Below are 14941 nucleotides of genomic sequence, written 5' to 3'. Positions count from 1 at the left end.
GTTAACAGCTCTGGGTATACAACGTAACGGTAAGCTGATTAACGTGAGCCTGAGAGAGCCTCCAACCTGAGGGCTGTCGGGTTATTGCGCCTTATGTCCATTTTACAGAAAGGCTGTCAGGGGCCTGTCCTAAATTAAATTGAAAATCAATTTTCCAGTTGTTCTGTTGTAAACCACGAGAGTCTATTTGAACAGGGCTGCAGGACACTTGAGAAGAAAATATGTTTGGTATAGCACCGTTGTTTTCTCTAAAAACGGTCGGAAAATTCGTTTTTCCCTTTTTGAAGTCAATAAGGATAAATGTAAGCGATTGTTTGGGAGTTAATGTGCATGAGAATAGATGAGGTACCTCTTTTTCTTCCTCATTAGATTCCTCATTAGATTCCTCTTCTTCATTATTATTTTTGCTGGGATCATTCTGTAATTCTCTATCTCTATTATTATCATCACCTCTTTCCCAAGCAAATGTACTCATTGCTTTAAAGCCGCTCTCAGAGAGCGCCTCTTGCCCAACGGTGATGGACAATGAAACGTCGTTAAGGGAACGCCCTTGCCCGCCCCAAACAAGGCTGTATCTAATCTTCTTCGGAAGAGTAACATCAATACCCGGCAGAGAAAAAGTACGGCTATCCTCACCCTCCCAATCAAGGCGTATTTCTTGTATCTTATTTTCCTTATCATTCCGTAATATCCTTAACGCCACGATTCGCGGACTGGCATCAGAACTATCGTTATTTTGCTTTTCGGGCAGGGAAAAGTTAGGAGAAGCCTGTTGGCAGCCCTGCTGAATCCATTGAGTTATATCGTCTTGTTGCCATTGCATTGCAAGGCAGTGTGATTCGAAATGGAATTGATCTAGACTTAGATCCTTTTCGATTTTGGGTTTATACAACTTGATCTTCTTTTCAGTTGAACTAAAATCAAGTTCGAAATCAATCCATGAAATACTCTCGTTTTTAACGGTCAGTCTTTTGATAACGAAACTAGGGTCGGAGTCAGCGGGCAACGTGATTTCCAGACTTTCCCAGCCAACTTTCCATGAATCACCAAAATTAAAATTGGCTTCAGCCGCTTGAATAGTAATACCGTCTTCTGTTATACCGACAGAAAATTTATCCCAGTTCCAGCCAAGCTCCTTTAACGCCAACTCGCCAAAATTAGGCGCGTTAAAGACGATTGACGAACTTTCTTGTAATTCTCCCTCGTTAAAAACAAGTTTCAGGGTAATATTAATATCAAATAAATCTGTTATCAGCGGCGTATCAATTTTAAGCTCTGTCCATGAAATGGTTGATTCTTTGGTCGAAGAATCGTAGCTATATTCGAGATTGGCCCATTCCAACGTAAGTAGCTCTTCAATAACAGCCTTCCCCTCCCCTACTTCAACTCCAACATCATAATGATATTTTAGACTCTCTTCAGGCTTGACCGTCACATTCCCTGTGATACTCGGAAATGGAACATCAAAATGGGTACGATCTTCATCGCCAATAATAAATCTCTGCTCAACACTCTCAGCAGGGCTTCGTTTTATCCCGATGGATACAGAGGCGACTTGCTCCGTCTCAGGCAAAACAACCACCTTTTCGGTGCCGACTGAAATCCCTTCTAAGTTCTCAGGTACCGTAAGGGTGATTTCCCAATCGCCGATTATAAGCGGTTCTACAGGTGGTTTGCCGAAAAACAGTATGACTAAACCTAGCCCGCCTAATTCTTTCGGTGATAAGGCAAGGGTGATATCCATCTGGTTGCCATCAGAATCAGGCGGCAGATAGATTGCGAACATCTTGTCGGCAAATATTTCCGATTCGCTCCTGTTATCTCGAAAATTTGATAACCTATAGTTGGTTCGTAGCTTCAGATAATAACTCAGGGCATGAAGCGTTCCGAAAAGGCGATCTGCCATTTCCACCATATCATCCAGCGTCTTAAATTCCTTACCTTCAAGAAGATGAAGATATGATTCTTTAAGAAATTTAACTGGATCCGCCAATAACCTTTTAAAATGAGAGAATTTCAGGGTGGGCAGTTTAACTGGCTTGCGAAAAATAATGCTGTCATCATTGGGATCAGTTACAGTTCTCTTTTCAGGAAAAGAAATAATATTTAGCAGAGAGGAGGTATAAAACAGGACGGGGTGGACATGCTCTAGGAAGGCAGTTATCAGCCATGTCTGAAGATCATTACCGAGTTGTTCTAGCTCTTCAGGATGGCCCGATAACTCTTCGTGTAATCCTTTAAGGCTCTGAAAAGTATCATGTACTAAAATCAGCGCAGCAACAAAATCTTTATAATCTTCCGGGGGATTTTCGGTAAGCTCTTCGAGCTTATTAAAATTATATATAAACTCTTTAAAATTTCTTTTTAGTTTTTGACTAATATTAAGTTCGTCATCTCCGAAGGGAAGGTCGTTTAATCTGCTAAGATCCCAGCCTATTCTGTTTAAAAGGTCACGCAGAATTCCCGAGTTTTTTCCTGCCAGACGAAATATCCGAAGAGCTTGTGCCAGTTGTTGAAATATATTCTGCTGATTGGATTCCATTGAAGCTTCTCCTCAATTATTCCATTAATTATGCAGGATTAAAATCTAATTCTATTACATAATGACTTGAATGCTTTTCATTATCGTCATCTTTCCAGTGCAAAATTTGAGAAATTCTTTTACTATCATTGGAAAAATAAACCTCTCCGATATTATTCCTACCTATAATCTCGTCATCAGTCTCATCACCGAAAATATCAGTTATGATTCCAGAGGCGATACAGCGTATTCTTTCTATATCCCACCTCGATCCCCCAGGGCAATTTAGAGGACTTTGCTCTACACGATTTGCTACTATATGCTCGGCATATTCATACGAAGCATTAGTTTTTTTATCCCAAAAAGGAAGAATATATTTTTTCTGTTTGTAGCCAACAAACTGTGCGTGTTTCGTTTTTATATCCTGATTTTTAAGAGCACTGCTGTTAAGTTGGGTAAAAATACTTTTTGCTCCTTTCTTTAATTCAGGGTTACCAGACAACGGTTTGCGCTGATAGTCAATTTTCGATGTATATCCATAATGTACATCTCCAGACAAGAAAATAATTCGTGATAAATTATGTGGTTCTCCTGATATTGTGCTTACGGGGCCAAAAGTTGACAGAGTCGCAAAAAGTTGCCACACAGCATCTTTCTGATATTCCCAGTCTTCATAATCAGCAAGGAGCTTCCCTCCAAACCGAGACATAGATGCCCGATATTCTGAAGCCCACTCAATAGCAATAACTGGAGCGGCAGAGACAACAAAAGTTATTTCGAATGGATTATCTACAGGTTTGTACGGCAATATTTGCGCATCCAAAGCTTCTTTTCCCAAGAGGGCTGGCGCGTTATTGCCATCTTCCAATTCATCTGCATCGCCTTCAACAGGATCACCAGGAAAGTAACGCCATGTTCTTGTATCAAGGACAATAACCTGATATTTCGAACCTGGGACATGGTAGTGCCAGCTCAATGCTTCCGCATTTTCGTGGATAACATGAAGACTTCTCGCCTCCTTGATTTTTTTCACCATATCAGCATCTGCAATCCCCAAGGCCAGCTCTAATGCTTTCTGAACACTTAAATCAATATCTCCAATTGGCCTCCATTTCTGCACAGCTTCAAGAAACTGATATCCTGCTCCGTCTGGATTACCCCACTCAAATTGATCTGGATCATTCCCCCAAGCCTGAAACAATGCATACCCCAACATCCCATTGAGAAGAATGCGGCGACCAAGCTGACTGCCGAAGACATCTACACACCATTGCAAGTTCAAAAACCAATCGTCCGTAATTTCATGGTCATCACAGATCATATAAGTTGAGATGTTGGCCAATGCTTTCCTGACACGAGATAATTTTTTATAAAGATTGTAGATTCTCTGGTCAGTCTCATTGTCAAATTCCTCTTTGTTCCAAACGTTCTGGTCCCAAAGAACTTTTGACCAAACGAATAGATACATCATCCAGTATTCACCTACTGTGAACAAATGATTACCAGACACATCTCCCGCTGTTAGCTTCGCTATTTCCTCAGCAAATTTTTGCCGATTATTTGGCAGCAACCCTTCATCATCTATTTCAATACCCGGCAATTTTTCCTTCCAATCAATAAGAGCCTCGCTCGCATCCATAAGCATTGCCAGCATAGTGGGTGCTACATCATCTGCATAAATTTGATCACCAGTTAAAAAAAGCTGCTGAGGGCGTTTTATTTCCGATGGGTTCTTGACCGCTTCATCAATCAACTCATCAACCTTTGCCAACATATCTTCCCCTTCACCATGAGGTTTACGGCACGAGGAGTGAATAATCCGTAAATCTTTCAATTCCTTTTCAGGAAGCACAAAGGAAGGGAGGCCACTGGAATCATAGCTGATATCAACTGGCATCAGGTCCGTCTCAAGGATCCCCCCCCCTTTCAAACTCTTTTCATCCAACTCATCTACAGGAGAGTTGTTTTCTGTTAGACCATCAAGTGCAACTTCGTCGAAAAACAAATTGTAATAGTAACGCCCCCCCCATGCTAACGAATCTTGTTCATCGTTCTTTCTTGCCGTCACAGCAGTAAGATGCAAATTATAACCAAGAGAAATCGTTGTTGTTGTACCTGAAAATATTTCAACCAAACGAGCATTCTCATCTTCCCCGTAAATGCGTAATGTTACCTTACAAGGTTCTTTTAGTGCGACCCAGACCGTAACCTGTTTTGGTTCAGTCCTTCGAACAATAGGCCCTGCCAAAATAAGGGGGAGTGAATCTAGGCGATCTTTTAATGGTTTGAACTCCATAATTTTTCTCCTGCCAGAAGAACAATAGGAATGAATTTATCTCAGGAAGGAATAAAGTGCCCCTGCTGAGAGAGAGTGGAAGAAGCCTCAAAAACGTAACTATTACGGAACGTGCTGAGACTGCTGAGACTGCTTCAGGAATGGGACATTGGAAATCTTAATTTGACTTTATAAAAAGAATATTCTTAATTAACCTATCATTTGTCAAGCATTTTCTTGCATACTACATAAAAAAAGCGGCACCACCCATGCAGGACAGTACCGCTTCATAAAAAAAACAATTTTAAATTATTTCAGGCTAGAATTACGCCATTGCCTTCTCCAAGGTCTTAGCCATTTTAGTGGTGACAATCTCATCAATATGTTCTGGTGTCCAGATCGCATCCTTGCGTACTGCCTTGCTGGCATTGCCAAAGCTGACCCGTACCTTCTGGTCAGAAACTACGGCCAAGGCCTTTTCCAGCCGATCCTTGATTTCCTCCTGAGACAGGCCTTCAGCCTCACCCAATGGACCAAGCTCGCGCATCCGTTCGGTGAAATCAGTGATCAACTTGACAAAACGCGGTGCCTCAGCAGCTGAAGCCCACTCAAGATCATAACGTTCTTTGCGGATACCCACGTCTTCCAGTATCTTTCTGACCAGCGCATCCACACCCATTGCATCGTAATTACCTACCTGGTAATGGCATTCACCATGCTGTCAACCGCCGGTAAATATACCATCCGCACCCTCAATAAATCCGCGCAGGATAAAGGCCGGATCAACACGACCGGTACACATCACCCGGATGGTACGCAGGTTGGGGGGATACTGAAACCGGGAAACTCCGGCTGCATCAGCAGCTGCATAGCAGCACCAGTTACATAAAAAACCCAAAATCTTGGGACTGAAATCATTGCTCATCAAAACACCTCGCAATTGATGTTTATTGCATATCAGGCTGTAGGGGCTACGGCGCGCCGTGCCCCTACAAGAAAACAACGTTATATCTAAGGCAAGTTACGCCTCAACCGGTTCGTCCGCCTGTATATTACCGAAGGCAGAAATCTGATCCATAATCTGCTCATTGGTAAATCCGCCCATGGCAATAGCAAAGGTCGGACAACGACTGGAACAGATACCACAGGCCTTACAAGAGGCTGCAATGGTACGGGCCTTGCGCTTCTTCTCTTTTTTAAACATTTCAATGGCCCCAAAGGGACAAAGGCTGGAGCAAATACCGCAACCAATACATGTATCCTCTTCAATAACCGAAACGATAGGATCAATCCCTACCTTGCCCTTAACCAGCGGAATAGACGCCTTAGCCGCAGCAGCCTGGGCCTGGGCAATGGTTTCATCCACCGGCTTGGGACCGTGGGCCAGACCGCAAACATAGACACCGGAAACCGGCAGCTCCACCGGTCGCAGCTTAACATGGGCCTCCAGGAAAAAACGGTCATCTGTGAGCGGGGCCTTGAGTAGCTTGCTCAGGTCTTCAGTACCGTCCGGGACAATCCCCACAGACAGGGCCACCATATCCGGGCTCATCTCAACCTCTTCCTGCAACAGGACATCAAAAAACTTCACAGTCAACTTCCTGCCCTTGGGTGACGCTGCAATCTGCGGCTTTTGATCCAGGTCATAGGGAATAAAGATCACCCCCTTGAGGCGGGCCTCACGATAGGCGTCCTCAGCATAGCCGTAGGTGCGCATATCGCGATACAGGACAATCACCTGAGAGGCAGGATTTAGTTCCTTAATCTCGAGCGCATTCTTGACCGCATGGTTGCAGCAAACCTTGGAACAGTAGTTCAGATCATCGCCCCGTGAACCAGCACATTGCACCATAATAATGGATTCCGGTGCCTTGCCATCACCAGCTAATTGTTGTTCCAGCTCAGTCTGAGTAACCACCTTATCATTCTCTTCTAACAGATAGCCATCAGGGCGGTGCTCATGACCGCCGGTTGCCAGGACCACCACACCATGATCAACAGTATGCTCAGTGCCATCTCCTTCAGTAATAACAGAAGAGAAATTGCCGACAAAACCGGAAAAGTCCTTGAGTTCGGCATTGGTCAACACATCAATATGCTTACTTGCCTGAACCTCGGCTATCAGTTTTTTCAGATGATTGGCGGTCTGGTCAGCATCCAGGGTATGGTTCAATAGTCCCAGACTGCCGCCCAATTTCTCGCCCTTTTCCACCAACACGGAATCAAAACCCTGTCCTGCCAAAGTCAAAGCCACTGTCATGCCAGCAATGCCAGCCCCGATGACCAGAGCCTTGGGGGTAACTGGCACGGTCTGCTCCGGTAATGGCCGCATACCTCTGGCCTTGGCTACAGCCATGCGGAGGAGATCCTGAGATTTATCCGTGGCAGCCTCAGGCTCACCTGCATGTACCCAGGAACATTGGTCGCGGATATTGACCATTTCAATGAGACAACGGTTCAGACCAGCATCCCGCAGGGTCTCCTGAAAAAGCGGTTCATGGGTTCGCGGTGAACAGGCAGCAATAACCACCCGGTTCAGGTTATGTTCAATAATTTTATTCTTCAAGGTCTGGACAGCATCAGCAGAACAGGAATACAGGGAATCGGTATGATAAACAACCCCGTCCATCCCCTCAACCGAGTCTTCTACCTTTCGCACATCCACCACAGAGGCTATATTGATACCGCAATGGCAGACAAAGACGCCTATGCGAACTTCTTCGTCCATGGGCTTCTCGTCCGGGTAAGACTTATGAACAATTCCCAGTCCGCGCTGTTGTTCCAGCATCCCGGCCACAATACCGGCTGTTGCTGATGCCTGGGTAACTGATTCCGGGATATCCTTGGGTCCCTGGAACGCCCCGGCCACCACCACGCCTTCTACGCTGGTGTTCAGTGGAGTAAAGGTCTCTGTTTTGGCAAAATCATAATGATTCAATTCAATGCCGGTCATCTCCGCAATACCCTTGGCATCCTTGGGTGCCTCCAGCCCCACAGAAAGAACCACCATATCGTAAGGCTTGAACTCATGTTTGCCGTCCAGAGTAGAGTAGGTCAACCGCAGCTGATTCTCCCAAGGAGTCACACCAGCCACCTTGGCCCGGATAAACTTCACGCCCATGTTTTCGGCCCGCTCTCTGGCCTTGTCAAAATCCTTGCCTTGGGTGCGAATATCCATATAGTAGACCGTGATGTCCACTTCCGGATCATGCTCCTTGGCCACCATTGCCTCTTTAATGGCATACATACAGCAGACCGAAGAGCAGTAGCCGTTATCGCACCCCAGATCCCTGGAACCAACGCATTGGATAAAGGCCATGGATTTGGGATGGCGACCATCGGAGAAGCATTTTACCTCGCCGAGAAAAGGTCCTGAGGCGGTGGTCATACGCTCAAACTCGACAGCGGTCACCACGTCTGGATGCTCTCCGTAGGAGTATTTCTCCAGAGTGGCATCATCAATCCTGCCGAATCCCGGGGACAGCACCATTGCCCCGACTTTGATATCCACCTCTTCCGGCTGCTGACTAAAGTCGATAGCATGACTCTGGCAAACAGGTACGCAGATCTGGCAGGTATCATGCTGTACAGACATACAGGCTGAAGGGTCAATATAATAGGTCGCAGGCACTGCCTGCGCGTAATCGATATGAATAGGACGAGTCAGCGACAGTCCTTCATTGTACGCATCAGAAAGATGCTTGGGGCAGTATTGGGTGCAAAGCCCGCAGGCTGTACATTTGTCCGCATCAATATAACGAGGGCGCTTCCGTACTTTTACGGTGAAGTCGCCTGGTTTTCCGTCCAATGCCAAAAGATCCGCATTGGTGATCATCTCTATGTTTGGAGACCGACCGGCCTCTACCAGCTTAGGTGCAAGTATTCAGAGAGAGCAGTCATTGGTCGGAAAGGTCTTATCAAGCTGGGCCATAACCCCGCCCACAACCGGTGCTTTTTCCAGCAGATAGACGTAATAACCAAGTTCAGTCAGGTCAAGGGCGGTTTGTATCCCGGCGATACCGCCGCCCACGACCATGACTGATCCGGCCCTGTATTCCATTCCTTTTCCCATTGCAGTCTCCAGTGTTTATTGATTGGTTACAAATTACTTATCATGATGACACCGGCATTAATCCATGCGCATCATATTTACCGGATTTAATCTCTTGTACAGCTTTATCCAGTCTTTTTTTATTCGCTTTTGATTTCGAGAGATACGCTGTTTCGCCGTACGCACTGTCGTGATCTACACGTTCTTGAACAAGCTCAAGTATAAATTCTTCAGGTGTCTGGCAGGCACGTCCTGCGATCTTGGCTATTCTTTTTATTAAATTATCCGGGATAGTTATAGATGACATTTTCTACCCTCATATTCTTTGATAATATTGATCAAGTTCAAAGCCTTCTGTGTAGCTCAGTGCTGCTGTAATTTCTTCAATAGGGTTGAGAAAATAAAAATAATCTCTAAAAGAGTACTTAGTATCCTTTTTAAAACGGGAGGATTCCGTTCAGCAATCCTGTTACATATCAACATAACTTCTTAAATGATTGAAATTAATGCTGTGAAACCCTAAGCTGTTACAATACGCAGACAATCTAAAATCATCAGTAATAATAAGGTGTCCAGTGCTTGCCAATTCCAATAATCCTCTGTCGGTTATACCATATTTTATAAACAGATTATCTTTTGATATTTCAGATGAATGTATATATTTTTCTGTTGTTTTCTGTATAAATTCAGCTAATAATATAAAAAAATGTTCCTTATCGTTTCCGGTAAGTTGACCGCCCAGATTACTGACCTCCGTCAGAATATTCGGAGTGGTGAAAAACTTATTAAAGTTACCGAAAAGTTCATCTAAAATTTTAAAATCTTCAACACAATAACGACTATTGGTTTTCTTAAACTTAATAATCAACTGAGGATCAATACGCCCTACGAGATAGACAAGCAGTAAATTTGTATCGACAACTGCAATTTTACTTCTCAGGGGAGAAGTAATTAAATTTATCTGGTTGCTCATAATGCCTGATCTGACATTTTAACAAATGAACCATCTCCTCCTTTCAGTCGTATCTGTTTATATTTTCTTTTTCTTTCCTCAATAGAGGTACCACCTGTAATGGCATTTGCCTCGGTTTTTTTAATTATATGATTTGAATCAAATCCGATAACAACCTTCCAACTATCAGAGCTGTCATCATATTCTATTTCTTCTAATAATCTGTTCGGAAGTTTTTCTCCCTCATAGATGACTTCAAACAGCTCAAAGGCTTTTTTTATGGCGTCTTTAAGCGCAAGCATTTTCTCCTCCTCCGTAACTTCTTGGAGTAATCGGAAATCTTTTCTATAGATTCCAGTATTGAGAGGACGGAAAGTCTATCCTTCTCAAACATAGATCACCTCTTTCTCAAGGTAATCTTTTATAAAAGGCTTAACGTACTTCAAACGGCACAGATCAATCTCTCGATGAAAATAGTTTTTAAATATTTTTTTGAGGCTCGTTTTCTTTTCGTAAATATTTTCAGTTCCGGGATGAAATTCAAGCACAATATCTATGTCGCTGTTTTCATCCTGTTCATTACGGGCAAATGAACCAAACAGGCCGATTTTAGAAATATTATATTCAGTCTGCAACTCCGGGAGTTGCTTTGAAAGAAATGCTAATATGTCATTTTGTTTCAACATAACTTCAGACCGCTATGGACTGTTTGTCAATGCTGCATCAATCGCGGATGTGCGCAATCGCATCCTACTCGACTTCATACCTTGTCGTTTAATGCCTTCAGAACTTTTTCTACATGCTTGACCTCTTTGAAAAGTTCTGCTAAGGATTCTTTAGCTTGAACAATTGTACTTTTTAATTTTTCAATTTCATTTTCTAAGTATGCTGAACTATGTTGTTGCTCATAGGTGAGTAAATATGCTTCATGTGCGCAACGATTTCTTTCTTTTATTAATTTCTCAATTTTACTAGCGAGCTTTTTGTTGTTAGAAAACTTTTTAAATTTCCTTAACAGAGTACCAAGAGCGTCTTTTTCTAAATCTTTATATGTACAATTAAAAGGTATATGACCTGTCACTTTATTGGTAATGATGTTGTAACAGCATGAAATGTACATCCGGAAAGCTTCTTCGATAAACTGAAATTCCATCAATGATTGGGAAGCGAGATCAAAATACTCTTCATTTTTGCTCTTTGTATTATCGCTCATCATTTTAAGAAAAAATTTACCTTTTTAAAAGCGGCCTACTCACCTTCTGGCTATAATCTCCCCACGTCCGAAAAAAAAACTCAGGACCAAACAGCCCCATCATCCGATGGACGACAGGGCTGCATTGTACAAAACTAAACTGCACCGTCAGCCCCGATTTAAGCAGCCGGTTTCCACTCCTTAAGGAATGCAGGTAGATGCCCGGCCTCACGCGGCCCGATCGTGATGGTCCAGTCAGGCAGCTCTTCTTCCAGCTCACCCTTGATGGTTGCCAGATATCCGGGAATGATCAACTCCCGATGCTTGACCTTATCCAGAATTCCTGACTTATTGACAAACATGGCGATCAGATCAGCACCGAATTTACCGGCGGCCCAAGCTGTGAGCACGGACAGACCTTCTGTATCCTTAATCAGTAGCCAGCTGGGCACCTTGGAACCCTCAATCTCACCGGACACGATAAAGTAAGTCAGAGAGAAGTTACAGGTAATCAGCACCGGAGAATTCTCATCCGGCCCGGTAATCGGGTAGATGTCCTCAGCCACAACCATCGGACGTTGCGGATCAGTAAAGATGTTTAACTGCTCAAGCAGGAGCGGAAACAGCACATCACCCTGAATATCCGAGAACACCGTAATACCTGCGTACTTGGCAATCAGGACAGAGCCGATCATGGCCTCCATCATCAAGTCATCACACATCTCGCAGGGAAAGGTGATAGTCGGAAAGCCGAGGGGTTTGAATTTCTCCTTGACCGCAGAGCGTCGGGCAACGACATTATCCTCAAAGGCTCCGCGCAGGGTTCGAGCACCGGTATCAATAACCATGTCCTTGACTCCGGCGGCAACCAGCTTGTCCGCTGTCTCCACCAGATTATCCATGTTCTTGCCCTTCACACCGATAACACAACCGGTATCCTTGGCAAGATCGACAAAGGCATCCGCATTCTCGCTAGTGGCACCGTAGAGCAGAGGCTTATTATCACCGCAGGCTTCAGCTCCGGCCTTGAGGTTGTCCACGTTATCACTCATCAGAATGATGGCCTGCTTGGGAGCACCTTCCATGACCTTTTTGGCCATGTCTGCCAGCGATGCGCCGCCATTATCCTTAATGGCAACCAGATTGTTGCGCATCATCACGCCAACACGCTCGTACTCGAAATCGTTGGCCCGCTTGATCTTTCCATCAATTGAGGCCGCATCCTCATCCGTAGCAATCAACACAGCCAGACCGGTCTGGTTCTCAAACCGCTTCTCATGCCGGAATTGACAGGTTTCACCGCCTGCAGTGAACTGAGCATCACCGGTACCGATTTTGACGGTACGAATCGGCGGGGCTGATGCCTCACCAATGGTGGCCTTTGCCTCATCACTGACATAAGGACATGTTTCGATTTCAGCCTGCCCGGCAGCCACTTTCATGGCAAAGGCGAGACAGGTAGGTATGTCACACTCGCCGCAATTCTTCTTGGGCAGCATCTTGAGAATCTGTATACCGGTTAACGCCATTATCTATCCTCCTGTTCAAAAACCAGAATCAGAACACCGGGGATACATTTTCCTATCCGCCCGGTAGCTGTAATTTATTCTTATTTATTCGCTTTAATTATGCTTGCCGGTATCGGCTTGGCTGAACAACCAGTTCAATACCTCAAGGATTTTTTGTAAATTTTCTGTGGCCGATATCCACGCAGGATCTTTTGTAAAAATATTGTTCTCAAACTTGCCGAACTCCCACGCCTTGCCGGTTGTCATCACACCATAGCAAATCTCTGCACCCTGCAACGAGGCCGCATACATTTCCGCCAAAGTCTACGCCCAGCCTTCATTCCATTTTTCCTGCTTGGCCTCCATAATGCACAGAGGCGGCACAGCCATAACTCCATATTTTGTTTTCGGTGCGATCAGGTAATCCGGCTCACCAACTAAATTCTGTTCCTGATCAACGTGAAAGGGAACATGCGACCAAACAAGGAGCTGTTTGTGTTGTTCCGACACTGCATCTAATATCTGGCTGATAATATGCTCGCAGATGGAAAACTCGTTAATAAAATAGGCATCTTCCCGTAATTTATATTCAATACGGGTAAAATATATTCCGGTACCTGAATTTCTTTTGTTTCTATAAACGATTCAGCTCGTACTTCGATATCAAATTTCTGGCTTACTTCACCGACGGATTTGAAGCTGCTGTAGAGCATGGTAGGATTTCAACTTTAACGTACAGGCTTCGGGGGAGGCGAAACAACCCGACGCCCTCGCTTTCCTTGTTTTTTCCTTATATCTTGACAGATTGCATGGTGATCATAATTAAATCGCCTTGCATACTCATCACGATATTTATGGATTTCAGCCACAATTGAATCTTCCCACTGAACATCGTAATCGTTGTGATCAAGCACGTACAATTTGATTTGGTGAATACATTTTTTCTAAAAAACGCCCTAATATATCATTCCGTAATACTTTTTCCGTTTGGGCCTTATGCGCTTCTTTATCTGACAATCCTGCAAACTCTTTTTCTATTTGTTGCTGAATTTCCCATTTCATTTTCACGCAATCAAACGTTTTCTTTTTCATCATCGCCAACATAATTTGACTGCTTCAACTTGATCTCTTTACGCACCTGTCTTGCAGCGGCGACAAGTTTATCCTGTGTTTTAGCAAATGAGCTGTTCCAACGTGCCTCGTCCTTCAGGTCTTCAATGTATTCCGGCACATGTTCAACCACGTTACTTGCCTCAAGTATTTCGATACCTATTATTTCTCTGTTTTCATCCAGTTCCAAGGTGATATTAGGACTGACTTCCGCACTGCCCCTCTCCGGCCCCTCGGATATGACGATGTGCATTATGTCTTCGTCTTTATAATAATTAATCTCCATTAGATAAAGGGCATTCAGCCAATGCTGCGGATATTGTATGTTCAGTTGATCATGCACCTTTAAAAAATTATCTTCTAGTTAATGTGCCACAGCCCTTGGCCCTTCCCTTAATTCAGGATTTGTTTTAAGCATATCAATCGGCATTTTTAAATGTTCTTTTGATCTTGCATAGATAAATCGTTCAGCGGAAATTACCTGAAGTGAGTTAGAAAACTCTACATTTTCTGGCAATTGCGCTACTGGACTGCCGTTTATCAAAACATTTTGATATTCATTTGAAAGTTGCGGTGTACGGCTAACTAACTCAGAAAGCGCAGGGCATAACGCTCTAATTGTATATTCAGGAGAGATTGGCATATAAATCTCTATCCCCTCATTGCGAATACCTAAATTTCCACGACCTGCTCTCTCAAACATATTGTGTCTTGTAATCGGGTTGTCCGATATTATGTAAGCAGATTGACTTGGAGCTTTACACAAAGACCAAACTTTCTCTTGAAGAATTTTTGCAAACTTTGGAACATTTTTCATAAACTTTAAGGAAGATAACTTAGCATCTTCAACTCCATACTCACCAATCGTTTTAGGATCATTTGGATGTACTTTTATGTCCGCACCCCATTTATCAATCATTATTCGCCTGAAATTTTCCATTCCCACTCTAACTACAGGCGATCTTGCTAACTGAACAGCTACAAAATACGATAATCCAACAAGCTCAGGCTTATCCCTGAACAATTTACCGGATTTATTGATTCGGGAAAGCAATGGAGCAACATAAGATTCGGTCTTTCCGAGTAGCTGTTCGATATCAATATTGTTTGATAACTCTTCATGTTCATAAAAATAATTTTCATGCCCAATATCTTTGATTGAAGATTGAAAAACCTTTCCGGTTGACTTATCTAATACCCAAATTTTTTCTCGCCTTTTTTTTCCTGTTCCAAACCTTCTTAAAAGAAACTGCGGAACATAATGCTGTTTTTTAGTCGTAGTCATGGTACGATAATCAGACTGAGAATCGGGGGAAGAGCAACTCCGCCCCT

General features: G+C 43.7%; 15 protein-coding genes. All 15 read right to left on the bottom strand.

The window, feature by feature from the left end; genetic code table 11:
- Positions 1-91: 91 nt before the first annotated feature.
- The 15 genes from L2082_RS08325 to L2082_RS08255 all read right to left on the bottom strand — a co-directional run bounded on the left by L2082_RS08325 (position 92) and on the right by L2082_RS08255 (position 14894).
- Positions 92-2542: a hypothetical protein gene (locus L2082_RS08325; protein ID WP_446008987.1), complete on the bottom strand. Its 2451-nt coding sequence runs from the start codon at positions 2540-2542 to the stop codon at positions 92-94.
- 28 nt (positions 2543-2570) lie between these two features.
- Positions 2571-4817: a hypothetical protein gene (locus L2082_RS08320; protein ID WP_446008986.1), complete on the bottom strand. Its 2247-nt coding sequence runs from the start codon at positions 4815-4817 to the stop codon at positions 2571-2573.
- 304 nt (positions 4818-5121) lie between these two features.
- Positions 5122-5721: a hydrogenase iron-sulfur subunit gene (locus L2082_RS08315; protein ID WP_446008985.1), complete on the bottom strand. Its 600-nt coding sequence runs from the start codon at positions 5719-5721 to the stop codon at positions 5122-5124.
- Between the two features lie 96 nt (positions 5722-5817).
- Complete coding sequence (locus L2082_RS08310; RefSeq protein ID WP_446008984.1) at positions 5818-8868, bottom strand: FAD-dependent oxidoreductase; 3051 nt, start codon at positions 8866-8868, stop codon at positions 5818-5820.
- Positions 8869-8908: 40 nt separating this feature from the next.
- Positions 8909-9154, bottom strand: coding sequence for a hypothetical protein (locus tag L2082_RS08305; RefSeq protein WP_446008983.1), 246 nt, complete (start codon positions 9152-9154; stop codon positions 8909-8911).
- Positions 9155-9316: 162 nt separating this feature from the next.
- Entirely contained in the window at positions 9317-9820 is a 504-nt protein-coding gene (locus L2082_RS08300; protein WP_446008982.1) for a PIN domain-containing protein, read from the bottom strand.
- Positions 9817-10101 (bottom strand): hypothetical protein, encoded by a 285-nt coding sequence (locus L2082_RS08295; protein WP_446008981.1) that lies wholly within the window; start codon positions 10099-10101, stop codon positions 9817-9819. The genes L2082_RS08300 and L2082_RS08295 overlap by 4 nt, the downstream gene beginning before the upstream one ends.
- Before the next feature lie 84 nt (positions 10102-10185).
- On the bottom strand, positions 10186-10485 hold the full coding sequence (locus tag L2082_RS08290; protein WP_446008980.1) for a nucleotidyltransferase family protein: 300 nt from the start codon (positions 10483-10485) through the stop codon (positions 10186-10188).
- Between the two features lie 74 nt (positions 10486-10559).
- The gene (locus L2082_RS08285; protein ID WP_446008979.1) at positions 10560-11015 is read right to left on the bottom strand and encodes a hypothetical protein; all 456 of its coding nucleotides are present in this window, start codon (positions 11013-11015) and stop codon (positions 10560-10562) included.
- A 155-nt stretch (positions 11016-11170) separates the two neighbouring features.
- The gene (gene acsC / locus L2082_RS08280; RefSeq protein ID WP_446008978.1) at positions 11171-12520 is read right to left on the bottom strand and encodes an acetyl-CoA decarbonylase/synthase complex subunit gamma; all 1350 of its coding nucleotides are present in this window, start codon (positions 12518-12520) and stop codon (positions 11171-11173) included.
- A 93-nt stretch (positions 12521-12613) separates the two neighbouring features.
- Positions 12614-12769 carry a hypothetical protein gene (locus tag L2082_RS08275; protein WP_446008977.1) on the bottom strand — a complete coding sequence of 52 codons (156 nt, stop codon included), beginning with the start codon at positions 12767-12769 and terminating at the stop codon, positions 12614-12616.
- A gap of 54 nt (positions 12770-12823) precedes the next feature.
- On the bottom strand, positions 12824-13009 hold the full coding sequence (locus tag L2082_RS08270; protein WP_446008976.1) for a hypothetical protein: 186 nt from the start codon (positions 13007-13009) through the stop codon (positions 12824-12826).
- A gap of 396 nt (positions 13010-13405) precedes the next feature.
- Entirely contained in the window at positions 13406-13603 is a 198-nt protein-coding gene (locus L2082_RS08265; RefSeq protein WP_446008975.1) for a hypothetical protein, read from the bottom strand.
- A complete protein-coding gene (locus tag L2082_RS08260; protein ID WP_446008974.1) occupies positions 13572-13952 on the bottom strand; it encodes a DUF2283 domain-containing protein in 381 nt (126 codons plus the stop codon). The genes L2082_RS08265 and L2082_RS08260 overlap by 32 nt, the downstream gene beginning before the upstream one ends.
- 21 nt (positions 13953-13973) lie before the next feature.
- Complete coding sequence (locus tag L2082_RS08255; protein WP_446008973.1) at positions 13974-14894, bottom strand: DUF4238 domain-containing protein; 921 nt, start codon at positions 14892-14894, stop codon at positions 13974-13976.
- Between the last annotated feature and the right edge of the window lie 47 nt (positions 14895-14941).

The organism is Candidatus Electrothrix sp. (assembly GCF_052785085.1).
This window is presented reverse-complemented; position numbering and strand designations above follow the sequence as displayed.

Excerpts from the sequence above, each read along its gene's own strand:
- L2082_RS08325 (WP_446008987.1), bottom strand. The coding sequence starts at position 2,542 with ATGGAATCCAATCAGCAGAATATATTTCAACAACTGGCACAAGCTCTT.
- L2082_RS08320 (WP_446008986.1), bottom strand. The coding sequence starts at position 4,817 with ATGGAGTTCAAACCATTAAAAGATCGCCTAGATTCACTCCCCCTTATT.
- L2082_RS08305 (WP_446008983.1), bottom strand. The coding sequence starts at position 9,154 with ATGTCATCTATAACTATCCCGGATAATTTAATAAAAAGAATAGCCAAG.
- L2082_RS08300 (WP_446008982.1), bottom strand. The coding sequence starts at position 9,820 with ATGAGCAACCAGATAAATTTAATTACTTCTCCCCTGAGAAGTAAAATT.
- L2082_RS08295 (WP_446008981.1), bottom strand. The coding sequence starts at position 10,101 with ATGCTTGCGCTTAAAGACGCCATAAAAAAAGCCTTTGAGCTGTTTGAA.
- L2082_RS08290 (WP_446008980.1), bottom strand. The coding sequence starts at position 10,485 with ATGTTGAAACAAAATGACATATTAGCATTTCTTTCAAAGCAACTCCCG.
- L2082_RS08285 (WP_446008979.1), bottom strand. The coding sequence starts at position 11,015 with ATGATGAGCGATAATACAAAGAGCAAAAATGAAGAGTATTTTGATCTC.
- acsC (WP_446008978.1), bottom strand. The coding sequence starts at position 12,520 with ATGGCGTTAACCGGTATACAGATTCTCAAGATGCTGCCCAAGAAGAAT.
- L2082_RS08265 (WP_446008975.1), bottom strand. The coding sequence starts at position 13,603 with ATGTTGGCGATGATGAAAAAGAAAACGTTTGATTGCGTGAAAATGAAA.
- L2082_RS08255 (WP_446008973.1), bottom strand. The coding sequence starts at position 14,894 with ATGACTACGACTAAAAAACAGCATTATGTTCCGCAGTTTCTTTTAAGA.